At 73.7% G+C, this 26,676-nt stretch carries 19 protein-coding genes; 15 read left to right on the top strand and 4 right to left on the bottom strand.

The genetic code is table 11. The features are described from left to right. The first annotated feature begins 214 nt into the window (after nt 1-214). The 10 genes from Q5530_RS07445 (at nt 215) to Q5530_RS07400 (ending at nt 18,214) form a co-directional block, all read left to right on the top strand. A complete protein-coding gene (locus tag Q5530_RS07445; protein ID WP_415361500.1) occupies nt 215-2,932 on the top strand; it encodes a glycosyl hydrolase family 95 catalytic domain-containing protein in 2,718 nt (905 codons plus the stop codon). A 171-nt stretch (nt 2,933-3,103) separates the two neighbouring features. Further along, nucleotides 3,104-4,225: an inositol-3-phosphate synthase gene (locus Q5530_RS07440; protein WP_415361499.1), complete on the top strand. Its 1,122-nt coding sequence runs from the start codon at nt 3,104-3,106 to the stop codon at nt 4,223-4,225. Continuing rightward, nucleotides 4,222-5,121, top strand: coding sequence for an SCO3242 family prenyltransferase (locus Q5530_RS07435; RefSeq protein ID WP_415361498.1), 900 nt, complete (start codon nt 4,222-4,224; stop codon nt 5,119-5,121). Before Q5530_RS07440 ends, Q5530_RS07435 begins: the two co-directional genes overlap by 4 nt. After that, entirely contained in the window at nt 5,118-6,500 is a 1,383-nt protein-coding gene (locus tag Q5530_RS07430) for an EboA domain-containing protein (RefSeq protein ID WP_415361497.1), read from the top strand. The genes Q5530_RS07435 and Q5530_RS07430 overlap by 4 nt, the downstream gene beginning before the upstream one ends. Beyond that, entirely contained in the window at nt 6,497-7,372 is an 876-nt protein-coding gene (locus tag Q5530_RS07425) for a TatD family hydrolase (protein WP_415361496.1), read from the top strand. The genes Q5530_RS07430 and Q5530_RS07425 overlap by 4 nt, the downstream gene beginning before the upstream one ends. Further along, nucleotides 7,369-8,472 carry a metabolite traffic protein EboE gene (eboE, locus tag Q5530_RS07420; RefSeq protein WP_415361495.1) on the top strand — a complete coding sequence of 368 codons (1,104 nt, stop codon included), beginning with the start codon at nt 7,369-7,371 and terminating at the stop codon, nt 8,470-8,472. The genes Q5530_RS07425 and eboE overlap by 4 nt, the downstream gene beginning before the upstream one ends. A gap of 2 nt (nt 8,473-8,474) precedes the next feature. After that, a complete protein-coding gene (locus Q5530_RS07415) occupies nt 8,475-9,860 on the top strand; it encodes an alkaline phosphatase family protein (protein ID WP_415361684.1) in 1,386 nt (461 codons plus the stop codon). A gap of 372 nt (nt 9,861-10,232) precedes the next feature. Then, nucleotides 10,233-13,409 (top strand): GH92 family glycosyl hydrolase, encoded by a 3,177-nt coding sequence (locus tag Q5530_RS07410; protein ID WP_415361494.1) that lies wholly within the window; start codon nt 10,233-10,235, stop codon nt 13,407-13,409. Between the two features lie 24 nt (nt 13,410-13,433). Then, on the top strand, nt 13,434-16,937 hold the full coding sequence (locus Q5530_RS07405) for a ThuA domain-containing protein (RefSeq protein WP_415361493.1): 3,504 nt from the start codon (nt 13,434-13,436) through the stop codon (nt 16,935-16,937). A 167-nt stretch (nt 16,938-17,104) separates the two neighbouring features. Then, a complete protein-coding gene (locus tag Q5530_RS07400) occupies nt 17,105-18,214 on the top strand; it encodes a hypothetical protein (protein ID WP_415361492.1) in 1,110 nt (369 codons plus the stop codon). A 58-nt stretch (nt 18,215-18,272) separates the two neighbouring features. Here Q5530_RS07400 and Q5530_RS07395 read toward each other — a convergent pair whose 3' ends face one another. Further along, entirely contained in the window at nt 18,273-18,944 is a 672-nt protein-coding gene (locus tag Q5530_RS07395; RefSeq protein ID WP_415361491.1) for an AIM24 family protein, read from the bottom strand. Nucleotides 18,945-19,115: 171 nt separating this feature from the next. On the opposite strand from Q5530_RS07395, the gene Q5530_RS07390 reads away from it, so the two are divergent. Then, nucleotides 19,116-20,075 (top strand): LLM class flavin-dependent oxidoreductase, encoded by a 960-nt coding sequence (locus tag Q5530_RS07390; RefSeq protein ID WP_415361490.1) that lies wholly within the window; start codon nt 19,116-19,118, stop codon nt 20,073-20,075. Nucleotides 20,076-20,148: 73 nt separating this feature from the next. On the opposite strand, the gene Q5530_RS07385 is transcribed toward Q5530_RS07390, so the two are convergent. Continuing rightward, on the bottom strand, nt 20,149-20,292 hold the full coding sequence (locus Q5530_RS07385) for a hypothetical protein (protein ID WP_415361489.1): 144 nt from the start codon (nt 20,290-20,292) through the stop codon (nt 20,149-20,151). A 257-nt stretch (nt 20,293-20,549) separates the two neighbouring features. On the opposite strand from Q5530_RS07385, the gene Q5530_RS07380 reads away from it, so the two are divergent. Beyond that, complete coding sequence (locus Q5530_RS07380) at nt 20,550-21,743, top strand: S1 family peptidase (RefSeq protein ID WP_415361488.1); 1,194 nt, start codon at nt 20,550-20,552, stop codon at nt 21,741-21,743. Nucleotides 21,744-21,819: 76 nt separating this feature from the next. Beyond that, on the top strand, nt 21,820-22,746 hold the full coding sequence (locus Q5530_RS07375; protein WP_415361487.1) for a helix-turn-helix domain-containing protein: 927 nt from the start codon (nt 21,820-21,822) through the stop codon (nt 22,744-22,746). A gap of 268 nt (nt 22,747-23,014) precedes the next feature. On the opposite strand, the gene Q5530_RS07370 is transcribed toward Q5530_RS07375, so the two are convergent. Then, on the bottom strand, nt 23,015-23,530 hold the full coding sequence (locus Q5530_RS07370; protein ID WP_380638705.1) for a mycothiol transferase: 516 nt from the start codon (nt 23,528-23,530) through the stop codon (nt 23,015-23,017). 143 nt (nt 23,531-23,673) lie between these two features. Between Q5530_RS07370 and Q5530_RS07365 the strand changes: the two genes are divergently transcribed. Then, nucleotides 23,674-23,955, top strand: coding sequence for a DUF3040 domain-containing protein (locus Q5530_RS07365; protein WP_415361486.1), 282 nt, complete (start codon nt 23,674-23,676; stop codon nt 23,953-23,955). A gap of 223 nt (nt 23,956-24,178) precedes the next feature. Here the strand turns inward: Q5530_RS07365 and Q5530_RS07360 are convergent, their stop codons facing one another. After that, nucleotides 24,179-25,915, bottom strand: coding sequence for a DUF4082 domain-containing protein (locus Q5530_RS07360; RefSeq protein WP_415361485.1), 1,737 nt, complete (start codon nt 25,913-25,915; stop codon nt 24,179-24,181). 302 nt (nt 25,916-26,217) lie between these two features. Between Q5530_RS07360 and Q5530_RS07355 the strand changes: the two genes are divergently transcribed. After that, nucleotides 26,218-26,466, top strand: a complete 249-nt coding sequence (locus Q5530_RS07355) for a DUF6289 family protein (RefSeq protein ID WP_380638702.1) — start codon at nt 26,218-26,220, stop codon at nt 26,464-26,466. Nucleotides 26,467-26,676 lie beyond the last annotated feature (210 nt).

Below are 26,676 nucleotides of genomic sequence, written 5' to 3'. Positions count from 1 at the left end.
CGGCACCGCCACCGGTGATCGGGCCGCCACGCGGTGACGCGGTCGTGGCGAACCAGGGGAGACCTGCCGGGACGCTCCCCTGGTGACCCCTGCGCAGGTGCCGTTTCATCGGATCTTTCAACACTTTTGCGGGAAGTTCCGGAACAGATGTCCGCTGTTGACGGTCTACTCATCCGATGTTATCCCTGGATAACCCCCGGAGAGGAAACGATCGATGAGGATCTTTCTTCGCGCCCTCACCACGTGCGCCCTGCTCGCGGCGGCGCTCGTGCCGGTCGAGGCGGCGACCGCGGCACCGACCGACGCCGCGTTCAACCCCTCGACCGGCGTCCTGGACGTCGACCTCGCGAGCTACCTGGCCAAGCACGACGTGGTCTACAACCGGCCCAACACCAACAACCTGCACGGCCTGACCGTCGGCAACGGCCGCGTCGGCGCGATGGCGTGGCAGCAGGACGGCCTGACCATGCAGGTGTCGGGCGTGGACACCTCGCAGCAGACCGCGTTCGGCGCCGGGCTGCTCAACCTGGCCACCACCCCGGCCATGGACAGCGGCTACACCACCCACCAGCAGCGCCTGTCGCTCTACGACGGCACGCTGACCACCAGGTACGACGACGACCGCACGGTCACCGTGATGGGCTCGCCGAACTCCGAGGTCATGGGCGTCCACGTCGAGGACGTGCGCGGCGGCGTGCGGTCCGTGGTGCTGGAACTGGGCCTGTGGGACGTCTCGCAGCTGTCCAACAGCGGTGACGTGCCCAACCTGGACACCTGGAAGACCGTGTCGACCTACGCCGACTCCTCCGGCGCGGGCCTGAGCCGGGGGCAGGCGGACCCGCAGGGCTTCGGCTACACGCTCGCCGCGACCGTCGAGGGCGCGAGCCACACCGCGCAGGTCGTGGACGGCCGCAAGGTCCGCCTCACCATCACGCCCTCGCGCAGCTACACGATCTGGTTCACCGCGAGCAGCCGGATCAACGCGCCGGACCGCGACTCGGTGCGGCAGGCGCGCACCGCGCTCAACGCGGTCAAGAGCACCGGCTACCAGACCACCCTGACCAACTACCGCAACTGGTGGCACGACTTCTGGGGCAGGTCGTTCGTGCAGTACTCCGGGCTCGGCGGCGACGCCGACTACCTGGAGAACGTCTACTACCTCAGCACCTACATGATCGCGGCCGGCGGGTACGGCAACTACCCGTTCCACTTCATCAACGGCGTCTTCCGCGCCACCGGCGACAACACGAAGTGGAGCAACTCCTACTGGTACTGGAACCAGCGCGACGTCTACCACTCGTTCCTGGCCTCGAACCACGTGGACCTCGTCGCCGGGTTCAACCGCTCCTACAGCCGCAACCACGACGCACTCAAGGCGTTCACGCGGTCGCGCTACGGCGTGGACGGGACCTGGGTGCCGGAGACGATGGGCTGGGACGGCAACGCGCGCGGCACGGTGAACTCCGACTACACCAAGAACATCTTCTCCACCGGCCCCGAGGCCGCGTTCGCCATGTACCTCCAGTACCGGTACACCGACGACCTCGGCTACCTGCGCCAGACCGCGTACCCGTTCATGCGGGAGACGGCGAAGTTCATCCAGAGCCGCTTCTCCTACGACAGCGGCACCGGCAAGTACCACATGGTCAGCTCGAACTCCCACGAGACGTACTGGAACGTGCCCAACGCGATCACCGACCTGGCCGCCGTGCGCAGCCTCTTCCCGGTGCTGATCGAGAGCTCGCGGCAGCTCGGCCTGGACGCCGACCTGCGTCCGCAGTGGCAGCGGCTGCTGGACAACCTGGTCGCCTACCCGACCGACGGCAGCGCCTACCTGCCGCACACCCCGCCGATCGCCCCGAGCCGCAACAACGAGAACGTGGCCGTCGAGCTGGTGTGGCCGTACAACCAGACCGGCATCGGCCACCCCGACCAGCGGAAGGCGATCACCACCTGGAACCGGCGGCCGTTCCCGTACGGCAACGTGTGGGCGCCCGACGCGATCCAGGCCGCGCGGCTGGGCCTGGGCGACCAGGCGTACCAGGGCATGAAGCAGATGCTGCGCCAGTACCAGAACCACCCCAACGGCATGACCAACAACACCAACGGCGTGTTCGAGTACCTGGGCGTGCACCTGTCGGTGGTCAACGAATCGCTGATGCAGTCCTACGACGACCGCATCCGGGTGTTCCCGGCCGTCCCGGGCGACTCCTCCTTCACCGGGAAGTTCACCCTGCTGGCGAAGAACGGGTTCCTGGTCAGCTCCGAGCGCGAGGCGGGGGAGACCAAGTACGTGGGCCTGCGGTCGCTGCACGGCAAGACCGCCGGGGTGGTCAACCCGTGGGGCGGTCAGCAGGTGCGGGTGCGCCGCGCCGCCGACAACGCGGTCCTGCTCACCACGACGGCCGGCGAGTTCGACCTGGCCACCGCCGCGGGCACGACGTACGTGGTGGAGCGGACGGCCAAGCCGCTCACCTCCTACACCAGGACCCGGCTGACGGGGCACGTCAACCAGGACGCGAAGTCGTTGAGCGGCACGGCGTCCACGCTGGGCCTGTCGCGCACGGCCAACCCGATGGTCAACAACACCGGGCTGACCTACGACGGCAACTGGCACCACACGACCAACCGGGGTTACGGCGACTACGACGACGACACCCACCACAGCACCACCAGCGGGTCCGTCGCGCAGCACACCTTCACCGGCACCGGGGTGCGCTACTACTCGGAGCGCAACGGCGACATGGGACCCGTGGACGTCTACCTCGACGGCGCGTTCCAGGCCACCGTCGACCTGCGGGCCGACGGGCCGCGCCAGGCCCGGCAGGTGGTGTGGGAGCGGTCCGGCCTGAGCCGGGGGCAGCACACCCTCCGGATCGTCAACCGAAGCACCTCGGTGGGGATGGTGGACGCCTTGTACATCCTCCCCTGAAAAATTCGGGTGCGTTGACGGACCGTGGTCACCGCGAGGCGACTTTCGTCCAATCGAGCATGACTTTTGTCGATTGTCGACAGAAGTCTTGCCGAATTCAGTCGACTCGAAACAGAATCGGCCTCGTTTTCGGCTTGTGAGCCGGACCACATCCAGATCAGGGGAGTGCCGATGGGACGAACGGGTCTGTGGTTGGTGGGTGCGCGGGGATCGGTGGCGACCACGGCGGTGTGCGGGCTGCTCGGGCTGCGGGCCGGCCTGGTGCCGCCCACCGGTTGCGTCACCGAACTGCTCGACGCCGACCTGCCGCCGTGGGACTCGCTGGTGGTGGGCGGGCACGACGTGGTGTCCACCCCGCTGGTGAAGCGGGCCGAGCAGCTGGCGCGGGCCGGTGTGGTCCCGGCCGAGCTGCTCGGCCCGGTCTCGGCCGGGCTGCGGGAGGTGCAGGCGAACCTGCGGGACGTGCCGCAGGGCGCCCAGGTGGAGGTCGCGGCGCGGCTGGTGGCCGACCTGGCGTCGTTCCGGTCGCGGCACGACCTGGAGCGGGTCGTGGTGGTCAACGTGGCCTCCACCGAACCGCCGGTCGACCCGCACCCGGCGCACGCGTCCGCGGCGGCGCTGGAGAAGGCGCTGGCGGCGGGGGAGGCGGTGCTGCCGCCCAGCTCCCTCGCGGCCTACGCGGCGTTCAAGGCGGGCTGTTCGTTCGTGGACTTCACCCCGTCCACGGGCGTGGCGCTGCCCGCGCTGGCGGAGCTGGCCGCCGTGGTCGGCGTCCCGTACGCGGGCCGCGACGGCAAGACCGGCGAGACCCTGGTCCGGACCGTGCTCGCGCCCATGTTCACCGCGCGGGCGCTGCGGGTGCGGTCGTGGGCGGGCACGAACCTGCTGGGCGGCGGTGACGGCTCGACCCTGGAGGACCCGGCGCACGCGTCGAGCAAGCTGCGCACCAAGGCGTCCGGCCTGTCCGCGCTGCTCGGGCACCCGGTGACCGCGCCCCTGCACATCGACAACGTGCCCGAGCTGGGCGAGCAGAAGACGGCCTGGGACCACGTGCTGTTCGAGGGCTTCCTCGGCGCGCGGATGACCCTCCAGTTCACCTGGACCGGCCTGGACTCGGCCCTGGCCGCGCCCCTGGTGCTGGACCTGGCCCGGCTGCTGGCCGCCGCGCACCGGGCGGGCCGCGTGGGCGTGCAGGGCGAGCTCGGGTTCTTCTTCAAGGACCCCCTGGGCTCGACCGAGCACGGCTTCGCCGAGCAGACCAGGGTCCTGGCCGAGTGGGCGGGGGAGCTGTGAACCCCTACCTCCACCTCGTCCGCGCGCCCGCCGCGCTGACCGTGCTCGGCGACACCGTCGCGGGCGCCGCCGTACCCGGCACTGCCGTACCGGGTACGGCGGCGCCGGGCGCGGCGGTCCCCGGTGCGGTGGTTCCCGGTGCGGCCGGCGGGCTGCGCGGCAGGCGCCTGCTGCTGCCCCTGGCGTCGGCGGCGCTGTACTGGTCCGGGATGGCGCTGAACGACTGGGCCGACCGCGAGCTGGACGCGGTCGAGCGACCCGAGCGCCCCGTCCCGTCCGGCCGGGTGAGCGCCGACCGGGCGCTGGCGGTGGCGGGCGGGCTCGGCGCCCTCGGGCTCGGGCTCGCCGCGGTCGCGGGCGGTCGGCGGTCGCTGGGCACGGCGACCGCGCTGGCCGGCGCGGTGTGGGCCTACGACACGGTCCTCAAGGACACCCCGGCGGGCCCGCTCGCCATGGCCGCGTGCCGGGGGCTGGACGTGCTGCTCGGCGCGCCACCGGGAGGCGTGCGGGACGCGCTGCCCGCGGCGTCCGTGCTGGCGGCGCACACCCTCGGCGTGACGGTGCTGTCGCGCGGCGAGGTGCACGGCACGTCGCCCGCGGTGGCGCTGGCGGCGCTGGCGGGCACCGCGGCCACGGCGGTCGCGGCGGGGTCGCGCGGGTGGCGCCCGGCGGTCGGCGCGGCGGTGTACGCGGTGCTGGTGGGCCGGGCGCAGCTCGCGGTCGTGCGGTCCGGCGGCGGCGCCGGCGAGGTGCGCGCGGCCACGGCGGCGGGCGTCCACGGGATGGTGCCGTTGCAGGCGGCGCTCGCGGCGCGGGGTTCGTGGCGGTCGGCGCTGGTCGTCGCGTGCGCGCTGCCGCTGGCCCGGCGCTTCGGCCGGCAGGTGGGTCCCTCATGAGCACCAGGTTCGGGTACGGCACCAACGGGTTCGCCAACCACCGGCTGGACGACGCGCTCGCCGTCATCGCCGACCTCGGCTACCGGGGTGTCGCCCTCACCCTCGACCACCACCACCTCGACCCCTACGCGCCCGACCTGGCCCGCCGGGTCGACGCGGTGGCCCGGCGGCTGGCGGAGCTGGACCTCGGCGTCGTCGTCGAGACCGGCGCCCGCTACCTGCTCGACCCGCGTCGCAAGCACCACCCGACGCTGGTCTCCGACGGGCAGGAGCGGCGGGTGGACTTCCTGGGCCGGGCCCTCGTCGTGGCCCGCGACCTCGGCGCGGACTGCGTGTCGTTCTGGGCGGGCGTGCGCCCGGCGGACGTGCCGCCCGACCGGGCGTGGACCCGGCTGCGGTCCGGGGTGGCCGAGGTCGTCGACCTCGCCGACCGGGCCGGGGTGCGGCTGGGGCTGGAGCCCGAGCCGGGGCACGTGGTGGAGCGGCTCGACCAGGCGCTGGCGCTGCGCGCCGAACTGGGGGAGCCGCACGCGCTGGGCATCACGCTCGACGTGGGGCACTGCGTGGCCGTCGAACCGGAGGACGCGGCGGCGTGCGTCCGGCGGGCCGGCGACCTGCTGGTCAACGTGCAGCTGGACGACATGCTGCCCGGCGTGCACGAGCACCTGGAGTTCGGCGAGGGCGCGCTGGACCTGCGCGCGACGCTCGCCGCGCTGGAGGACACCGGGTACCGGGGGCTGGCCGCGGTCGAGCTGCCCCGGCACAGCCACGCCGCGCCCGAGGTGGCCCGCCGCGCCCTGGCCGCCCTGCGCGCGGCAGGCACCCCCGACTGGCTGACCGGGGCCGAGCGCCGGGTCCGCGCCGACCCGACCGCCATCCGCACCCTGTTCCCGGTCGTCGGCCGCGAGGTGGGGCGCGGGCCGGTGCGGGCCGACGACCCGGTCGGCCTGGTGCACGGCACGGTGGACGACGCCGCCCGCGCCCGCCTGGTCGCGGCCCTGCCGGACGCCGCCGAGCTGCCCGACCTCTACCGGTACGGCGACGACGCGGAACGGCGCGGCGTGCTCCGGGCGCTCACCCCGGACACCGACCCGGCCATCGGCCTGCCGCTGGTGCGCGACGCGCTGCGCACCAACGACACCCGCCTGGTCGCCGCCGCGCTCGGCCCCTTCGCCGCCGCCCACCTCGACCCGCACACCTGGCGGCACGGCGTGCTCAAGTGCCTGTTCACCGGTGTGCCGCTGACCGTCGTGCACGACCTGGACCGCCGCGCCGACGACGAGCTGCTGCGCATGACCGCCGACTACGCCGCCGAGCGCGAGGCCGCGGGCCGGCCCGTGCCCGACGACGCCCTGCGCCTGCTGGGGAGGACCCCGTGAAGATCTTCGACCCGCACGTCCACATGACCTCCCGGACCACCGACGACTACGAGTCGATGGCGGCGGTCGGGGTGGCGGCGCTGGTGGAGCCCGCGTTCTGGCTGGGCCAGCCGCGCACCTCGGTGGGCTCCTTCGTGGACTACTTCGACTCGCTGATCGGGTGGGAGAGGTTCCGGGCGGCGCAGTTCGGCATCCGGCACCACTGCGCGCTGGCGCTGAACCCCAAGGAGGCCAACGACCCCCGGTGCGCCGAGGTGCTCGACGTGCTGCCCCGCTACCTGGCCAAGGACGGCGTGGTGGCGGTCGGCGAGGTCGGCTACGACTCCATGACGCCCGAGGAGGACGACGCGTTCGCCCGGCAGCTGGAGCTGGCCGTCGAGCACGGGCTCCCGGTGCTCGTGCACACCCCGCACCGGGACAAGGCGGCGGGCACCCGCCGGACGCTGGACGTGGTGCGCGAATCCGGCCTGCCTCCCGAGCGGGTGGTGGTGGACCACCTGAACGAGATGACCGTCGGGATGGTCGCGGACGCCGGGTGCTGGATGGGGTTCTCCATCTACCCGGACACCAAGATGGACGAGGAGCGCATGGTCGCGATCCTGCGCGAGCACGGCACCGACCGGGTCCTGGTCAACTCGGCCGCCGACTGGGGCCGCTCCGACCCGCTCAAGACCCACCTCACCGGGCTCGCCATGCTGGCCGCCGGGTTCGGGCAGCCCGACGTGGACCGGGTGCTGTGGCACAACCCGGTGGCCTTCTACGGGCAGAGCGGGCGACTGGTGCTCGACGAACCGGAGGAGCCGGGGACGTCGGGTGAGCCCGGGGCGTCGGGGACGTTCGCGGGCAACTCGATCCTGCGGGGTGGGTCGTGACCCTGTCCTACTGCACCAACGTGCACCCGGCCGAGGACCTGGCCGGCGTGCTGGCCCAGCTCGACCGCTACGCCGTGCCGGTGCGCGAGCACCTCGGCGCGGAACTGGGCCTGGGTCTGTGGCTGTCCGCGCCCGTGGCCCGCGAGCTCGCCGGGGACGCGCCGCGCCGCGCGGAGCTGCGCGCCGCCCTCGACGCGCGCGGCCTGGTCGTGCGCACCCTCAACGCCTTCCCGTACGGCGGCTTCCACCAGGAGGTGGTCAAGCACCGCGTCTACCACCCGGACTGGACCACCTCGGCGCGGCTGGAGTACACGCTCGACTGCGCGGCGGTGCTGGCCGACCTGCTCCCGGAGGGCGGGGCGGGCAGCATCTCCACGCTGCCGCTGGCGTGGCGGCACCCGTGGTTCCCGGCCGACCACGCCGCCGCCCTGGCGCGCCTGGAGGAGGCGGCGGCCGGCCTGCGGGCGCTGGCCGACCGCACCGGCCGCGTGGTGCGGCTGGCGGTGGAACCCGAGCCCGGCTGCGTGGTGGACGACGTGGCCGACGCGGTGCGGCTGCTGGGCGGGCGGGTGGACCCGGAGTTCATCGGGCTGTGCCTGGACACCTGCCACCTGGCGGTGTCGTTCGCCGACCCGGCCGGTGCGGTGCGGTCGATCGACCGGGCCGGGCTGCGCGTGGTCAAGGTGCAGGCGTCGGCGGCGCTGGAGCTGATCGACCCGATCGACGCGGCCACCGTGCTCGGGCCGTTCGCCGAACCCCGCTACCTGCACCAGGTGCGCGCCTTCGCGCGCGGCGGCGTGCACCGGGCCGACGACCTGCCCGAGGCGTTCACCGCGCTGCCCACCGACGGGCCGTGGCGGGTGCACTTCCACGTCCCGCTGCACGCCGACCCGCCCGCGCCGCTGCGCTCCACCACCGACGTGCTGCGGCAGGCGGTGGCGGCGGTCCGCGAGGTCGGCCACACCCCGGACGTCGAGGTGGAGACCTACACCTGGTCCGTGCTGCCCGACGGTCCGACCGCCGACTCCGCCGACGAGCTGGCCGCCGGCATCGCGGCGGAGCTGCGCTGGGCCGCGAAGAACCTGGAGGTGCCGGCGTGACGCTGGTCGTGATCGACGTGGTGGGCCTGACGCCCGCGCTGCTGCCGCACATGCCGAACCTGCGCGCGGTGGGGGAGCGGGGCTTCCGGGCCGAGCTGGGCACCGTGCTGCCGGCCGTGACGTGCTCGGTCCAGTCGACGTTCCTGACCGGGCTGACCCCCGCCCGGCACGGGATCGTCGGCAACGGCTGGTACTTCCGCGACCTGGGCGAGGTCCACCTGTGGCGGCAGCACAACCGGCTCGTCCAGGGCGAGAAGCTGTGGGAGACCGCCCGCCGCGCCGACCCCGGCCACCGGTCGGCGAACATCTGCTGGTGGTACGCCATGGGCGCGAGCACGGACATCACCGTCACCCCGCGCCCGATCTACCACGCCGACGGCCGCAAGTCGCCCGACGCCTACGTCCGGCCGCCCGCCCTGCACGACGACCTGGTGGCGGAGCTGGGCGAGTTCCCGCTGTTCCAGTACTGGGGACCGACGGCCGCGCTGCGCTCCAGCGAGTGGATCGTGGGCGCGGCCCGCCGGGTGCTGGCCTCGGACCGGCCCGACCTGCTGCTGGTCTACGTCCCGCACCTGGACTACGACCTCCAGCGCTTCGGGCCGGACTCGCCGCAGGCCGTCCAGGCGGCCCGCGACGTGGACCGCGCCGTGGCGCCGCTGCTGGTGGACGCCCACGAAGCGGGGGCGACCGTGGTGGCGCTGTCCGAGTACGGCATCACCCCGGCCCGCCGCCCGGTCGACGTGAACCGCGCCCTGCGCCGCGCCGGGCTGCTGGAGGTCCACGCCCAGGCCGGGATGGAGTACCTCGACCCCTGGACCTCGCGGGCGTTCGCGGTGGCCGACCACCAGGTCGCGCACGTCTACGTCCGCGACCCGGCGGACCTGGCCAGGACCCGGGCGGTGGTGGCGGAGCTGGCCGGGGTGGACGAGGTCCTCGACCGGGACGCCCAGGCCCGGTTCGGCCTGGACCACGAGCGCGCCGGCGAACTCGTCGCCGTCGCCGAGCCGGACGCCTGGTTCACCTACTACTACTGGCTCGACGACGACCGCGCCCCCGACTTCGCCCGCGGCGTCGAGATCCACCGCAAACCCGGCTACGACCCGGCCGAGCTGTTCTTCGACCCGGCCGACCGCCTGGTCAAGGCCAGGGCGGGCCTCAACCTGGTGCGCAAGAAGGTCGGGCTGCGCTACGCCATGAAGACCGTGCCCCTGGACCCGTCCCCGGTGCGCGGCAGCCACGGTCGGTTGCCCGACCGGCCCGAGGACGGGCCCGTGCTGCTCTGCTCCGCGCCGCACGCCCCCGAGGCGGTGGAGCGCGGCGGCCGCCTGCCCGCCACGGCGGTCCGCGACCTGCTCCTCTCCCTGCACCACCCGCCCCGCCGACCCTGAACCGCTGCCGGACCACCCGCCCCGCCGACCCTGAACCCCTGCCACCGGAACACCCGACCGCCGCGCCATCCGATCCGCCCCACCGCCCCTGACCCTCGCCCCCTGACCCCGCCGCCGCCGAACCCGCCCCCGCCGCCGACCCCCGCCCGCGACCCCTGCGGTCGGCCCCCGTCGCCGACTCCCCGCCGCCGACCACCCACCTCCGCCGACCTCGCCGCCGGACCCGCCCTCAACCCCCGCGCCCCACCCCTCGACCGCGACCCCTGCGGCCGACCCCCACCGCCGACCACCCACCCGCCAACGCGCGCTCCCGTACCCGACCGGGTGGCGGACGCGTTCCGACAACGTTGTCACCCCTGGGAGGGCCCTGTCATGAGCCCGCGAAGGCCGCGCCTGTCCGCCGTCCTCGCGGTGGTGCTCGCCGCGTCCGCGACGACCGCCACCGCACCCGCACAGGCCCAGCCACCACCGCTGGTCACCGACCCGACGAGCCTCGTCAACCACTTCATCGGCACCGGCAGCGGCGGCGAGCACGTCGGGTCGGTCAACACCTTCCCCGGCGCCGCCGCGCCGTTCGGGATGCTCAGCTGGAGCCCCGAGACCACCTCCAGGCCCGCCGGCGGCGGCTACGACCACCGCGACGCGGCCACCCTCGGCCTGAGCGTCACGCACCTGTCCGGCGTCGGCTGCCCGGTCCAGGGCGACCTGCCGATCCTGCCGACCGTCGGCGCGGTCACCGGCTCGCCCGCGCGGGCCACCCTGCCGTTCAGCCACGCCGACGAGCGGGCGAGCCCCGGCCTGTTCGAGACCAGGCTCGGCGACGCGGGCACCGGCGGCGCGATCACCACCCGGGTCGCCGCGACCACCCGCACCGGCGTCGGCCGGTTCGAGTTCCCCGCCACCGACCGGGCGAACCTGCTGTTCAAGGCGGGCTCCTCGCAGGTGGCCAACACCGCCGTGCGGGTCCGCGTCACCGGCCCGGACCAGCTCGCGGGCACCATCTCCGGCGGCCGGTTCTGCGAGCAGCGCAACACCTCCACCGTGCACTTCGCCGCCGTCTTCGACCGGCCGTTCGCCGCCACCGGCACGTGGCAGGACGACGTGCTCACCCCCGGCGGCACGGCCGTGGACCACCCGCGCGGCGGCGCGTGGGTCACCTTCGACACCCGGCAGCAGCGCCAGGTCGGCCTGAAGGTCGCGATCAGCTACGTCAGCCAGGCCAACGCGCTGGCGAACCTGCGGGCCGAGGCGCCCGGCTGGGACGTCGACGCCGTCGCCCGGCAGACCCGCGCCGCCTGGCACCGGCTGCTGTCGAAGATCCAGGTCGGCGGCGGCACGCACGACCAGCAGGCGCAGTTCTACACCGCTCTGTACCACTCCCTGCTGCACCCCAACGTGTCCAGCGACGTCAACGGCCAGTACACCGGCTTCGACCAGCGCGTGCACACCTCGGACCGCGTGCACTACACCAACTTCTCCGGCTGGGACACCTACCGCAGCCTGGTCCAGCTGCAAGCCGTCCTGGCGCCCGCCGAGACCAGCGCCATGATGCAGTCGCTGGTGGACATGGCGGCCGAGGGCGGCTGGCTGCCGAAGTGGCCGGTGGCCAACGCCTACACGGGCGTGATGAACGGCGACGCCGCCGCGGCGCTCCTCTCCTCGGCCCACGCGTTCGGCGCCCGCGACTTCGACACCCGCGCCGCGCTGGCCGCGATGGTCAAGGGCGCGACGCGGGTTCCGACCCCGGCCGAGCTGGGGCAGGGCTGGTACGAGCAGCGGCCCGGCCTGGCCGAGTACCTGCGCGACGGCTACGTGCACAACACCAGGGCGTTCGACATCTCCCACGTGCCCAACGGCGCGTCGGCCACGCTGGAGTACGCGTTGGCGGACTTCGGCATCTCCCGGTTCGCCGCCGCGCTGGGCGACCAGGCCACCGCCCGCACCTTCCTGGACCGCTCCCGGAACTGGACCACCCTGTTCAACCGCGGCTCCGGCTTCCTGCAACCGCGCGACGCGACCGGCGCGTTCCCGGCGGGCAACCCGCTAACCACCGGCCTCGGCGTGTTCGGCCAGTCCGGCTTCCAGGAGGGCAACGCCGCCCAGTACCTGTGGCTGGTGCCGCACGACGTCCGCACCCTGCTGGACGCGGTCGGCGGCGACGCGCGGGCGATCAGTCGGCTGGACCGGTTCTTCACGCAGGACAACGCCGGGCCCAACAACCCGTTCTACTGGGCGGGCAACGAGGTCAACATGCACGTGCCCTACCTCTACAACTACGCGGGCGCGCCGTGGCGCACCCAGGAGGTCGTGCGCCGGACCCTGGAGACCCGGTACGCCAACACGCCCGGCGGCGAGCCGGGCAACGACGACCTGGGCGCGCTCAGCTCCTGGTACGCGTGGTCGGCCATCGGCCTGTACCCGGCGACCCCGGGCACGGACGTGCTGACCGTGACCTCGCCGCTGTTCCCCCGGGTCCGCGTCGACCTGCCCGGTCACCGCACCACGATCACCTCAACCGGCAGCGGCACGTACGTGCGCGGCCTGGCGGTGGACGGCGCGGCGACGCAGCGCACCTGGCTGCCGGGGTCGGCGCTGCTCGGCGACGGACCGGGCGGCCGCACGGGCACCTCGCTCGCGTTCGGCCTGACCGGGCAGCCGGACCGCTCGTGGGGCACGGCCCCGGACGCGCGACCGCCGTCGTTCCCGGCCGGCGAGCCGAGGTTCCCGCCCGCCGTGACCCCGGTGGAGCTGACCAGCGCGCCCGCGCGGCCCTCGGTCGCCGTCGGCTCGACCTCCGAGGCCACGCTGTCGTTCGCGGTCGGCGTGGGCGCGGAACCGGCGTCGCCGGTGACCGTGCCGTCGGTGTCGTGGCGGGCCACCCCGCCGGCCGGGGTGACCGTGACCCCGGCCGAGGGCACCGCGCCGGTCGTGGACGGCGTGGCCTCCGCCCGCGTGTCGCTGCGGGCGGAGGAGGGCGTGGTGCAGGGCTTCACGGGCATCCCGATCACGCTGACCTCGACCGTGGCGCTGTCCCCGGTCTCGGTGCCGGTCGCCGTGGTCGGCGCCGGTCCCGCCGCCCGCGTGTGCGGCGTCCTGGGCGCGACGAACCAGGCCAGGGGCATCACCCACATCGAGAGCGGCGGCGACGGCGTCACCACGCCGGTCGTGGTCGGCGGGCGGGAGGCGCGCCGGATGGTCGAGCGCGTGCCCGGCGGCCTGCACATGTACTTCTCGGTGGACCAGCGGATCGCCTCGGACGGCCGGTTCCCGACCACCTTCGCGGTCGACTACCTCGACGAGGGCGCCTACTCGTGGGGCCTCCAGTACGACTCCCGCGACGGCGGCGCCTACCAGCACGCGGGCAGCGTCACCAACACCGGTACCGGCACCTGGAAGACCGCCACGTTCACCGTGTCCGACGCGGCGCTGGCGCACCGCCAGAACGAGCGCGCCGACTTCCGCCTGGCCTCGGGCTCGCCGCTGGCCGTCCACCGGGTGACCGCGGTGGTCGCCGGGACGGGCGTGCTCCCGATGGACCTGTGCGGCTGATCCGCCAACGAGAGGAACCCTGCGATGTCCCAGTCCCCAACGGTGTGGGCACGGGCGATCGGCGCGGTGCTGCTGACCGCGTCCCTGCTCGTCGTCCCCCAGAGCACCGCCGTGGCGGCCATCCCGCCCGGCGACTACCAGCACGTGCAGCTCGCGGCGGGCGCCGCGAAGCTCGGCGAGGCGATGTCCCTGGCGGTCCTGCCGGACCGGTCCGTGGTGCACACCGCCCGCGACGGCACGGTCCGCGTGACCAACGCCGCCGGCAACACCACGTCCGTGGCGGGGAAGCTGAACGTCTACACCCACGACGAGGAGGGGTTGCAGGGCGTCGCGGCCGACCCGAACTTCGCCTCGAACAGGTGGCTGTACCTGTACTACTCGCCCCGGCTCTCCACCCCGGACGGCGACGCGCCGACCGAGGGCACCGAAGCGACGTTCGCCGCGTGGCGCGGCGAGCTGTACCTGTCGCGGTTCACCCTGCGCCCGGACAACACCCTGGACCTCGCGAGCGAGAAGATCGTGCTGCGCGTGCCCAACGACCGGGGCCAGTGCTGCCACGTGGGCGGTGACATCGACTTCGACGCCCAGGGCAACCTGTACCTGACCACGGGCGACGACACGAACCCGTTCGTGTCCGACGGCTACACCCCGACCGACGAGCGCACGAACCGCAACCCGCAGTTCGACGCCCAGCGCTCCTCGGGCAACACGAACGACCTGCGCGGCAAGGTGCTGCGGATCAGGCCGCAGGCCGACGGGACCTACACCGTCCCGGCCGGCAACATGTTCGCGCCGGGCACCGCGCGCACCCGGCCCGAGATCTACGCCATGGGCTTCCGCAACCCGTTCCGGATGAGCGTCGACAAGCCCACCGGGCACGTCTACCTGGGTGACTACGGGCCGGACGCGGGCGTGACGAACGCGAGCCGGGGCCCGAGCGGGCAGGTGGAGTTCAACCGGATCACCGCGCCGGGCAACTTCGGCTGGCCCTACTGCACCGGCACGAACACCACCGACGAGACCTACGTCCGCTTCGCCTTCCCCAGCGGCCCCTCCGGCGCCCGCTACCAGTGCGGCTCCGGCGTGACCAACTCCTCGCCGCGCAACACCGGCCTGGCCACGCTGCCCCCGGCGCAGCCCGCGTGGATCAGGTACTCCGGTGACGCGGGCTCGCCGCCGGAGTTCGGCGGCGGCTCGGAGTCGCCGATGGGCGGCCCGGTCTACCGCTACGACCCGAACCTGAACTCGCCGACGAAGTTCCCGCAGTCGCTGGACGGCCGCTACTTCGCGGGCGAGTACGGCCGCCAGTGGATCAAGGCGATCGGCGTGAACGCGAACGGCTCACCGGGGGTGATCGAGGACTTCCCGTGGGACGGCACGCAGGTCATGGACATGCAGTTCGGCCCCGACGGCTCGCTCTACGTGCTCGACTACGGCACCGGCGAGGGCAACCAGGCCATCTACCGCATCGACTACAAGGGCAACGCGCCGCGCAACCCCGTCGCCAAGGCGGCGGCCGACCGGACCTCGGGCCCGGTGCCGCTGACCGTCCGGTTCTCCTCCGCCGGCAGCTCCGACCCGGAGGGCGGCGCGCTGTCCTACCGGTGGACCTTCGGCGACGGCGCGACCTCGACCGAGGCCAACCCGACGCACACCTACAGCAGGGCGGGCAACTACTCGCCGACGCTGACCGTCACCGACCCGCAGGGCCTCACCGGCACGGCGAGCGTCCTGGTCACCGCGGGCAACACCGCCCCGACCATCACCCTGGGCACACCCGGTGACGGCACGCTGTTCTCCTTCGGCGACACCGTGCCGTTCCAGGTCACCGTCACCGATCCCGAGGACGGGCCGGTGAACTGCTCGCGGGTGAAGGTCACCTACCTGCTCGGCCACGACAGCCACCGGCACCAGATCACCCAGGCCACTGGCTGCTCCGGGCAGATCACCGTGCCGGTCGACGGTGAGCACGACGCCGCGGCCAACATCTACGGCGTCTTCGACGCGGAGTACACCGACAACGCGGGCCTGACCTCGCACGCGGTCAGCGTCCTGCAACCGCGGCACCGGCAGGCCGAGCACTACGCCGCCCAGTCGGGCGTCGAGCCCGCCAACCACGGCGGCGCGCAGGGCGGCCGCACCGTCGGGTTCACCGACAACGGCGACTGGATCTCGTTCCAGCCCTACCGCCTGGGCAACGCCCGGTCGGTGACGGCCCGGGTGTCCTCCGGTGGGCCCGGCGGCACGATCGAGGTGCGCGCGGGGTCGGCGACCGGCTCGCTGCTCGGCACCCTCACCGTGCCGAACACCGGCGACTGGGACACGTTCGTGGAAGTCTCGGCGAACCTGTCGAACGCGCCGACCGGCACCACGGCGCTGGTCTTCGTGTTCAAGGGCGTGACGGGGCAGGGCAACCTGCTCGACCTGGACGCGTTCACCTTCGCCACCGGCACCACCCCGCCGCCGGCGACGGAGGTGCTGGTGTTCAGCAAGACCGCGGGCTTCCGCCACGACGCCATCCCGGCGGGCACCCAGGCGATCCGCGAGCTGGGCGCGGCCAACGGGTTCACGGTCACCGCGACCGAGGACGCGGCCGCGTTCACGGCGGCGAACCTGGCGCGGTACGCGGCGGTGGTGTTCCTCAACACGACCGGCGACGTGCTCAACGACGCGCAGCAGTCGGCGTTCCAGTCCTACGTGGACGGTGGCGGCGGTTACGTCGGCGTGCACGCGGCGGCGGACACCGAGTACGACTGGCCGTACTACGGCCAGCTGGTGGGCGCGTACTTCCACTCGCACCCGAACATCCAGCCGGCCACCGTGCGGCCGGAGGACCGCGCGCACCCGGCGACCGCCCACCTGCCGACCGCGTGGAACCGCACGGACGAGTGGTACAACTTCCGCACCAACCCGCGCGCCACGTCCCGGGTGCTGGCCAACCTGGACGAGGCCAGCTACAGCGGCGGCAACATGGGCGGTGACCACCCCGTCTCGTGGTGCCGCGCGCAGGCGTCGGGCCGCTCGTTCTACACCGGGCTCGGGCACACCACCGAGTCCTACGCCGACCAGGCGTTCCGGACCCACCTGCTCGGCGGCATCCGGTACGCGGCGGGCCTGGTGCAGGCGGACTGCCGCCCGCAGCAGCCGTCCACGCGGGTGGAGGGCGAGGCGTACACCTCGTCGTCCGGCGTGCAGGTCGCGTCGCACGGCACGGCCAGCGGCGGCCAGACGGTCGGCTACATCGACGGCGGCGACTGGGCGGGCTACGGGCAGACCGCCGCCTCGGGCAAGCGCCAGTTCACCGCGCGCGTGTCGTCGGGCAACGCGGGCGGGCGGATCGAGGTGCGCGCCGGGTCGCAGACGGGCACGCTGCTGGGCTCGGTCGCGGTCGCCAACACGGGTGGTTTCGACCGGTTCGCGGACGTGTCGACGACGTTGACCGGCAGCGGGACCGGACCGGTGTTCCTGGTGTTCACCGGCACGGGCTCGGGCGGGCTGTTCGACGTCGACCACTTCACCCTGTCCTGACCGGGAGCGGGTGAGCCCAGGTCCCCGAGCCCGGTCAGCGCGGGCTCGGGGACCTGTTCGACTCCGTGCGCTTCTGTCCGATCGTGTCAGTGACAGGTGTTTGGTCCAGACCATAACCTGGGGTGACGCCGCCGCTGTCCACCCTGTCGCGAAGAGGAGTTCCACTCGTGAGGACAGCACGCACGATCACCGCGACGGCCGCCGCGGCCATCGCCACGGCGGCCCTGAGCGCGGCAGCCCTGACCACCGCCGCCCTGCCCGCCGCCGCCGGTCCGGTCACCGACTGGGACCGGATGCTCGCCCAGCAGCCGCTGGTGCGCACCGCCGACACCGTCCAGGCCGAGGTGCTGCGCGGCGGGCACGCCGGGTTCGCCGGCCTGGTGCTGGAGGACGACCACGTCGCGCTGTGGTGGAAGGGCGACGTGCCCGCCGCCGTCCGCGACGCCGCGTCCCGGGGCGAGGCCCCGGTGACCTTCGAGGCCGCCCGCCACTCCAACGCCGAGCTGCGCGAGGCCGCGAAGGTCGTCCAGGCGCAGCGCGGACCCGGCGTGCACGCGATCAAGGTGCCCGCCGACGGCAGCGGCCTGGTCCTGGGCGCCACCTCCGAGGTCGCCACCCGCGCCGTGCGCGTGGACGTGCCGGTGCGCACCGTGGTGGAGGAGCCGCTGGCCCCGGTGTCCCGGCAGAACGACGCGCCGCCGTGGAAGGGCGGGGCGACCATCGTGCTGGGCAACGCGGCCTGCACCTCCGGGTTCTCCGTCCGCAACGGCGACAACGCCCGGTTCCTGCTCACCGCGGGCCACTGCGGCAACCCCGGCGTGCGCGTCACCGACCCCACCGGCGAGTACATCGGCACGGCGGGCGCCAAGCACGGCGACCACGACATCATGCTGATCCCCACGGGCAACGTGGTGAACCAGCAGTACGTGGGCGGCGGGGACAGCAACTCGACCGAGGTCGTCCGCGGCTGGGGCGACGTCTACACCGGCGAGTACCTCTGCCAGTCGGGGGTGACCAGCGCCCGCACCACCGGCGCGCCGGTGTGCAACATCAAGGTCCTCTTCTTCTACGCCGACCGCGAGGACCTCGTGGAGGGCGAGCAGATGAACGGCCAGCCCTCCGCGCGGCCCGGCGACAGCGGCGGCCCCGTGTACGGCCCCTCGTCGTCGGGCGGCGTCATCGCCAAGGGCACCGTGACCCGGGCGGCGGGCGCGCGGATCGGCTTCCAGGACTTCCGCACCGCCAACCGCGACTTCGGCGTCTACATCCCGCTCTGACCGCGCTGACCCCGGTCGCGGCGCGGGGGCGGTTCCGACCGCCCCCGCGGCGCGGCCGTCACTGGGTCTGCGGCGTCGGGTGGCCCTCCGAAGCCTGCACGACGACGATCCCGTGCCCGGACAGCGCGAGCTGGTACGCCTCGCCCGAGCCCCGCCCGATGGCCGCGGCGAGCTTCGCCGTCCGCCGGATCGAGGACTGCAACGAGGTGGACCACAGGACCGAGGACTGCATGTCGACGAACGTCGGCACGTCCACGTTCAGCACGACCGGCGTCCCGTACGCGGTGACGGCGAGCGACCCGGTGCCGGTGAACGTCGTGTTGAACAGGCCGCCGCTGAGCATCGACGCGCCCTCGACGCGGTTGATGTCCCACTTGAGGGTGCTCTCGAACGCGAGCACGTTCTTGCCGTTGACGGTCACGCCCTCGTCCTCCAGGTGGACGATGAACACCTCGTCCGCGTCCTGGGCGAGGAAGACGTCCCCGCTGCCCGACACCTTCATCAGCGACATGCCCTCGCCCGTGAGGGCTTTCTTGAACAGCTTGCCGAGGCCGCCGCTGCCCTCGTAGGCGAAGTCGACGTCGCCCTGGTAGGCGACCATCGACCCCTGCTTGGCGAAGAAGAAGCCGCCGGTGCCGGTGAGGTCGACCTTGAGCATCCGGTCGTTCTGGAGCTGGAAGCTGCCGGGCTCGACCGATCGCTCCGCGTGGTCGAGAAGTGAGCTGCGCATGACCCGATAGTGCAGGTGTTCCCCTGGCCGTGCACCCCGGCACGCCGCCCGACGGCTACTTCCTCGGCCGGTACCGCGGCACCACCGGCCGGGGCGCGCGAGTTCGGCGTTCCGGTCGACCCGCCCGGCCCGCGGTTATGATCATGCCCGGGTCAACCGAGGGGAGCCGCCGTGTCTCGTGCCGGATCGATCGGGCTCGTGCTGCCCCGCGACCTCGACGGCTCCCGGGTGCTGCCCTACGCGCGCCGCGCCGACGAACTCGGGTTCGACGAGCTGTGGGTGGTGGAGGACCTCGGCTTCCACGGCGGGATCGCCCAGGCGGCGGCCGTGCTGGCGGTGACCGGGCGCATCCGGGTCGGCATCGGCCTGCTGCCCGTGGGCGCGCGCAACGCCGCGTTCGCCGCCATGGAGGTGGCGACACTGGCCCGGCTGTTCCCCGGCCGGGTGGACGTGGGCATCGGGCACGGGATGCCGGCGTGGATGCGGTCGGTGGGGGAGTGGCCCGCCAGTCCCCTGACGCTGCTGGAGGAGTACCTGCGCGCGGTGCGGGGACTGCTGCGCGGGGAAGCCGCGCGGCCGGGCGAGTACGTCGCGCTGGACGGCGTCCGGCTGGAGGACGCGTGCCTGCCCGAGCAGGTGCCGCCGGTGCTGGCCGGGGTGCGCGGCCCGAGGTCGCTGGCCCTGTCCGGCCGGCTGGCGGACGGCACGGTCCTGGCCGAGCCGACCACCCCGGAGTACGTGCGCGCCGCGCTCGGGCGCATCGGCGCGCCGGGTCCCCACCGGCTCGTGGGCTACAACGCGGCCGCCGTCCACCCCGATCGGGCGGTGGCGGTCGACGCCGTGCGGGACGGGCTGGCGTGGATCGGCGAACCCGACTGGGCCCCGCACCTGGCCCCGCTGCCGTTCGCCGGGGAGTTCGCGGCGCTGCGCCGGGAGTGCGGCAGCCGCGAGGAGTTCGCGCGTCGGTTGCCCGAGGAGTGGGTGCGGCGGCTCGCGGTGGTCGGCACCCCCGACGACGCCAGGGCGCGGCTGGACGAGCTGTTCGCCGCGGGCCTGGACAGCGCCGTGCTCATCCCGGCGGCCGGGCAGGGGCCGGAGCAGCTGGCCGCCGTCCTGCAACCCGCCGGGTAACTAGGCTCGCAACCCGGCCCGTCCCCCTCCGCCCGCAACCCCGACCCGGCAACCCCGACCCCGACCGCCGCCGTCAGGGGAACGTCGTCCGACCGAGCGGCACGGCGAGCCCGGACAGGCCGTTGAGCAGGCAGTCGAGGTTGGGGTTGGCCACCCCGACCGTCTGCGAGGTCGTGCCGGTGAGCGGGCCGCCGGTCTGCCACGTGGTCAGCTGCACCGTGCCGTGCGCTGGTTCCCCGCGCCACCCGGTAATTGACCGATAAAGTGGCTCCGGAATTCCTGTCGATCATTTCAAGGGACGGCCGGGAGTTTTGTTGAAAGCGGGTCGTTGTTCACCTGTTCGAGGTGGGGCAGACTTCCTGCTTGCGGCGATGAACTTCGCTGACCGGGGACAAGCCATTGACCGAATGCGCGTGCCGTGTTCCGCGCGTTCCGTCTCCCTGCTGGTGCGCCCCGGTGTTGAAAGGTGTCGTAGTGTCCCGAAACCGATTGATGGGTGTCGTGGCCCTGTCCTGCCTCGTTTCCACGACCCTGTTCTCCGGCACCGCGTCGGCGGCGCCCGCCGCGTCGGAGTACCAGCCCGAGATGGTCACCGCCCTGGCGCGCACGCTGGGCGTCGACGAGTCGGCCGCGGTGCGGCGACTGGACCGCGAAGCCGACCAGCAGCGCCGCCTGGACGGCCTCGCGGCCCGGGGCGTGCGGGTCGACGGCGCGTTCTTCGACCGGTCCGGCACGCTGACCGTCAACGCCGACCGGGCGGCCGCGGCCGAGGTGCGCGCGGCCGGTCTCACCGCCCGCACGCCGGCCCGCGGCGAGGCCGCGCTGAACGAGGTGCAGGCCCACCTCGACCGGCTCGCGGCCCGGCAGGCGCCCGCCGGTGTCGCCTCGTGGGGCGTGGACGTGGCGGCGGACGTCGTGACGATCCAGGTCGTCGACCGCACCAGGCCGCCGGCCAGGGCGTTCCTGGCGGCGGCGGCCGAGCACGGCTCGAAGGTGCGCGTGGAGGAGGTGCCGCAGACGCTCTCCGCGCAGGCGGCGGTCTACCCGGGCAGCAAGATGACGATCAACGGTGGCTCGGGCTACTGCTCGGTCGGCTTCGGCGCGCGGTCGAGCAGCGGCGCGCAGTACCTGGTCAGCGCCGGGCACTGCGTCGCGGGCAACGCCTCCCTGTACTACGACGGCGTGCGGTTCGCCAGGGGCGCGGGCAGCCGGTACGCGCTGGGCTCCGACAGCGTCGACATGGGCGTGGCCCGGCTCGACGCGGGCAACTCGATCCCCACCCAGGTGGGCACCTGGGGCGCCGCCGGCCTGGTCCCGGTGAAGGGCGGCGCGAGGGGTGCGGTCGGCGCGTCGATCTGCAAGTCCGGCGCCACGACCGGCTGGACCTGCGGTTCGATCACCGGCTACAACCAGACCGTCACCTACACGGACCCGAACGGCGGTCCCTCGACCGTGGTTCGCGGGCTGGGCAAGTCGACCGTCTGCACGATGGGCGGCGACAGCGGCGGCGCCTACATCTCCGGCAACCAGGCGCAGGGCATGACCTCGGGCGGCCCGACCAACCAGCGGTGCACCTTCAACGGTGGCGCCCAGAGCGGGAAGTCCTCGTACTTCCAGCCGCTGAGCGACGCGCTGTCCTACTACGGGCTGACCCTGAACGTCGGCTGACACGAGAAGGGCGTGAACGTCGATACCTCCGATCGGGGGTATCGACGTTCACCGTTTTGGGTGGTCATACTCGGTCATGGCAGCTCCACAGCAACGACCCGGACCCGAGCAGGTCCTGAGCCAGGAGAAGTTCGCCGACGCCCTGCGCATCGCCATAGCGCGGCGCGACCTCACCCTCGACCGCATCCGCGCCCGGCTCGCGGACCGCGGCGTCGAGATCAGCATCGCCACGCTGAGCTACTGGCAGCAGGGCCGCAGCCGACCCGAGCGGCCCAACTCGCTGCGGGCGCTGCGCGAGCTGGAGGGCATCCTCGACCTGCCGCCGGACACCCTGTTCGAGTTCCTGGAACCGCCCCGCCCGCGCGGCCGGCGCACCACCGGTGGCAGCCTGAGCATGGAGGACCTCTACGGCGCGGACTCGCCCATCCGCAGCGTGCTGGGCGACCTCGCCGAGCCGAACCCGGACGTCACCGTGCTCACCACCACCGAGGTCTGCTCCGTCGACGCCCGCCGGTCGCTGCGCCGCGTCTCGGCCACGCAGGTGCTGCGCGGCGCGGGCGACGGGTGCGACCGCTTCATCACCGTGCACGGCGTGGACGAGGGCGACGTGATGCCGTCGCACCTGACCGTGCGCGGCGGCGGCCGGCTCGGCGAGGTGAAGGTGGCCGAGGACAGCGGGTACGCCTCCGCCGCGATCGAGTTCGGGCGGGTCCTGGGCAGGAACGAGACCGCGGTGGTCGAGTACGAGTGGGTGATGGGGGAGAGCGACGTGCCCTCGCGCGGCCACGAGCGCCGCTTCCGCACCGCCTGCGACGGCTACCTGCTGCGCGTCTGCTTCGACCGCGCCACCCTCCCCGCGCGCTGCTACGAGTACCGGCGCCCCAGCGTCGACGCACCCGCCACGTCGCGCCGGCGCATCCTGATCGACCCGGCGGGCCAGGCCCACACCTACCTGCCGAAGTGCGAGCCCGGCGTGTACGGCATCGCCTGGGAGTGGGAATGACCCGCCCCGGGACGCGGGCGCGCGGCGGCGGGTCGTCGCCCCGGACCCGCCCGCCCGGACCTCGACGTCGCGGAGGAGCGGGAAGGCCGGCCGTGACGTCGCGGTCCCGTCACCCCCGGCACGGGTCGGCGCGCCCCACCGGGGAACTCAAGGTTCGTGCAAGGTTCGTGCAGGAGTGGTCCGCCAGACTGGTCGTGGTGGCCCGCCCGGGGGGATCGACAGAGGGGGCGGGCCACCATCGGGTGGGCCCCTCCCGTGCCGGAGGGGCTCAGTCCCCCGGCAGGACGCCCCGCGCGAAGGCGGCTTGGCCCACGTGCTGGAGGTCGTCCTCCACCACGCTGAGCAGCCGCACCGCCAGCGTCACCGGCGGGTCCCACGACTCGTCCACCACCCGGGCCAGGTCCTCGGGGCCCAGCCCGCGCACGTAGGCCGCGGTGCGCTCGTGCACCGCCCGGTGGTAGCCCAGCAGCAGGTCGGCGGGCGCCACGACCGCGGCGACCTCCCCGCTGTCGTGCCCGTAGCCGGTGTCCCCGTTCGGCAGCGGCAGGTCGAAGCGCCCCGCCCAGCCCCCGGCGGTCCAGACCTGCTCGGTGCCCGCGACCTCGGCCACGTGGTCGTCCTGCACGCGGGTCAGGTGCCAGACCAGCCAGGCGATCGAGTTGGCCGTGCCGCCGACCCGGTGCGCCAGCTGCCGCTGGGTCAGGCCGTCCAGCACGCGTTCCACCGACCCGCGGACCCGCTCGAACCCGTCCGCCAGCACGTCCACCGCGGTGACCTCGTCCATGCGCGCTCTTCCTCCAGCGGTCTCGACCGGGACGCTACCCGCTCGTCCATCCGGTGGCAGGTCGGCGGGGCCCGTTTTCCCCCTGGCGCGCCGGGTATCCGGCCGGCGAGGACCAGGTCGCCGCCGGATGGTTGGAGCCCGCGATGCTCAGCCGTGACGAGGAACGCCGGCTCGCCGAGATCGAGCGGCGGTTGGCCGCGGCCGACCCGGCGCTGGCCGAGGTGCTGCGCACCGGGTTGGCCAGGTCGGGCGGGCCGGCCAGGGCCGTCCTGGTCGTGTGCGCCCTCGGCGCGCTGCTGCTGGTGCTGGGCCTGGTGACGGCGACGTTCTCGCTGGTCTTCTGGAGCGTCGTCGCGTTCGTGTGCGCGGCCGGCGCGCACGTGATGAGGGGCGAGCGCGCGGGGCGCACCGGCTCGGGGGCGTGACCGGCTCGGTGGCCCCGGACCTCGACGACACTGCGGTGCGGGTGTTGCGGAGGTGCGCGCGGTCTGTCGCGGCGGTGCCTGGGCTGGGCGACGACCGAGCGGGCGACGTGCGCCGGCGCGTGCCGCGGCAGGCGGAGGCACCCCGACCCCGACGGCCCGGCTCTCCCGACGGCCGGCGAGGCCGTCGGGAGAGCCGGGCCCCCACCCCGGTGGAGCGCCGCGCTCACCCCGTGGTGAAGACGACGTCCACCCAGTAGTTGTTGCCGATGTAGTGGCTGTCCGGGAACCCGCCGCCCGTCCGGTACCTGCCGTTCGCGTAGGGACCGGGCGCCGTCCACAGCGGTTCCGAGGTGAACGGCCCCCGCTTGCCGAAGTAGTCCCGGTTGACCGCGTACTGCCCGGTGGGCGAGTAGTAGGAGGCCACGTAGACCTGCCCCGCCTCCACGGGCACGGGGGCGTCGAAGGTCAGGGTCTGCCACCCGGAGGCGGTCTCACCGGTGAACGTGCCGGTCGCCAGCAGGACGCCCTGGTCGGTCCACAGCGAACCGGTGTGGGTGCCGGTGTCCCCGTTCCCCTTGTAGAACTTGACGGCGGTGACGGAGCCGGCCGTGGAGGAGCCGAACCGCACGCCCAGCTCGACCGCGATGCGCTGGCCGGCGGACGGCTCGTCGGGCACGGTCGCCTCGCTGAACAGCGAGCACGGGCACGCGGCCTGGGCCTCGGTGGTGAACGTCCACGTCGCGGCGGGCGCCATGACGTTGCCGTTGACGTCGGCGGCGAGCACGGTCGCGGTGTAGCGGGTGCTCGGCGCGAGCGGGGCGGCGGGTGTCCAGGTCACGGTCCTGCCGTCGGCGGACCGCGTCGGGGTGCCCGCCAGGCGCGCCTGGCCGTCGTCGGTCATCAGGACCTGCGACGACGCGAGGTCGACCGCCTCGCTGAAGCCCAGGGTCAGGCCGGCGTCCAGCCCCACGGACGTCGCGTCCGGGGCCGGGGTCCGGGTGTCGAGCACCGGCCGGGTGTGGTCGCCGTTCGTGCCGTGGCGGTAGACGACGTCCACCCAGTAGTTCGAACCCTGGTAGTAGGAGACGGGCATCCCGCCGCCGTAGCGGAACACGCCGTTGGGGGTGGCCGCGCTGTCGGACACGGCCTGGACGTGCCCGTAGCCGATCGGCCTGCGGGGGACGCCGAAGTAGCCGAGCTCCATCGCGTAGTGGCCCTGGGGCGCGAAGTACGACACCACGTAGGTCGTGTCGACCTCCACGACCACCGGGTCGTCGAAGAGCAGCGTCTGCCAGCCGGACGCGGTCTCGCCGGTGAACGTGCCGGTCGCCAGCCGCTGCCCGGTGGCCGACCAGAACGAGCCGGTGTGGGTGCCGTTGTTGCCCTCGCCCTTGTAGAACCGGACGCCCAGCACCTCGCCCCGGCTGGTGAAGTAGACCTTCGTGCCCAGCTCCACCGCCCCGGTGTCGCCGGTGGTGGTCAGGGCGGGCATCGCGAAGTCGTCCCAGATCGTGCACGGGCAGTCCGCGCCGCGCGGCGCGCCCGTGGTGAACGTCCAGGTGTGGGGTCCGACCGGGGTGCCCGTGGCGTCGTCGGCCTGGACCGACGCGGTGTAGGCGGTGCCCGGGGCCAGCGGCGCGGACGGGACGAACCGCGCGGTCGTGCCGGCCGGGAGCGACACCTGGCCGGCGACCGGGCCCGCGGGTCCGGCGAGGGTGAACTGGAGGGAGGGCTCGGCGAGCGCTTCGGTGAAGGTGGCGCTCACCGCCGGGGTCAGCGCGACGGTGCCCGCGCCGTCGACCGGGCTGGTGGCGGTCAGCGCGGCCGCCCGGACGCCGGGCTGGTCGGCGGCGGACGCGGGCGCGACGGGTGCGATGAGCAGGGCGGGCACGACCACCGCGATGGCGAGCAGCCGTGCCCGCGGTCTGCCTGATCTTCGGTCGGTTCCTGACGAAGGCATGGTTTTTTCGCCTTTCCCCTCGGGGCCGGGACGGCCCGCGGATACGTCGGGGATCGGTGGGCCCCGAGCCACCGTTACCGCTTTTTCCTTGCCCCTGCGGTATTCCACGGCACGGTGCGCGATCGGGGCGGTCGGCCGCGCGGTGAACCCGGGCGGGTGATCGTGGACCCCCGATATTCGGGGGTGGCGAGGGAAAGCGGCTTTTCGGCCGTGGCCGGCGCCCCTCCGGTGAGACCGATCGGACGATTTCGCCCCGTTCCCACCCCACTAATGTGAAAGGAAATCAACTTTGGGGGTTCGACATGATCCGCCGTTTCCTCACCGCGGCCGCGGTCGCCTCGGCCGTGGCGACCGCAGTCCTGTCCGCCGCGCCCGCCCAGGCGATCCCGGTGTGCAAGGCCGGCTACCAGTGCACCAGGACCTACTACGCCGACAGCGCGTGGACCGTGGTGGTCGGCGGCTCCACGAAGTTCTGCGACGGCACGACCGACCAGTGGGGCCAGACGTCGCGGTACGTGGAGACCACGCAGGCCCAGTGCCAACCGGAATGACGCCCGCGTGCTGACGTGGCCGAACGCGGCTCCGCCGCGGACTTCGGGCCGGTTCGGCGCAACGGCGTGTGCCGAACCGCCCAGTCCACGCGACTGCGAATGACACGTTCTGCGGCCGTCCGAGTGACTTCTGTAATGCCCCGCTCCCCGACGACGAAAGACCAGCGCAATGCCCCTGCCCCGTAGTGCCCGACCCCCGTAGTCCCGACC

Origin of the sequence: Saccharothrix sp. BKS2 (assembly GCF_047689505.1) — a bacterium.
In the GTDB taxonomy this organism is placed as follows: domain Bacteria; phylum Actinomycetota; class Actinomycetes; order Mycobacteriales; family Pseudonocardiaceae; genus Actinosynnema; species Actinosynnema lopnurensis.
This window is presented reverse-complemented; position numbering and strand designations above follow the sequence as displayed.

Excerpts from the sequence above, each read along its gene's own strand:
- Q5530_RS07355 (WP_380638702.1), top strand. The coding sequence starts at position 26,218 with ATGATCCGCCGTTTCCTCACCGCGGCCGCGGTCGCCTCGGCCGTGGCG.
- Q5530_RS07395 (WP_415361491.1), bottom strand. The coding sequence starts at position 18,944 with ATGCGCAGCTCACTTCTCGACCACGCGGAGCGATCGGTCGAGCCCGGC.
- Q5530_RS07430 (WP_415361497.1), top strand. The coding sequence starts at position 5,118 with ATGAGCACCAGGTTCGGGTACGGCACCAACGGGTTCGCCAACCACCGG.
- Q5530_RS07445 (WP_415361500.1), top strand. The coding sequence starts at position 215 with ATGAGGATCTTTCTTCGCGCCCTCACCACGTGCGCCCTGCTCGCGGCG.
- Q5530_RS07365 (WP_415361486.1), top strand. The coding sequence starts at position 23,674 with ATGCTCAGCCGTGACGAGGAACGCCGGCTCGCCGAGATCGAGCGGCGG.
- Q5530_RS07405 (WP_415361493.1), top strand. The coding sequence starts at position 13,434 with ATGTCCCAGTCCCCAACGGTGTGGGCACGGGCGATCGGCGCGGTGCTG.
- Q5530_RS07375 (WP_415361487.1), top strand. The coding sequence starts at position 21,820 with ATGGCAGCTCCACAGCAACGACCCGGACCCGAGCAGGTCCTGAGCCAG.
- Q5530_RS07370 (WP_380638705.1), bottom strand. The coding sequence starts at position 23,530 with ATGGACGAGGTCACCGCGGTGGACGTGCTGGCGGACGGGTTCGAGCGG.
- Q5530_RS07360 (WP_415361485.1), bottom strand. The coding sequence starts at position 25,915 with ATGCCTTCGTCAGGAACCGACCGAAGATCAGGCAGACCGCGGGCACGG.
- Q5530_RS07410 (WP_415361494.1), top strand. The coding sequence starts at position 10,233 with ATGAGCCCGCGAAGGCCGCGCCTGTCCGCCGTCCTCGCGGTGGTGCTC.
- Q5530_RS07440 (WP_415361499.1), top strand. The coding sequence starts at position 3,104 with ATGGGACGAACGGGTCTGTGGTTGGTGGGTGCGCGGGGATCGGTGGCG.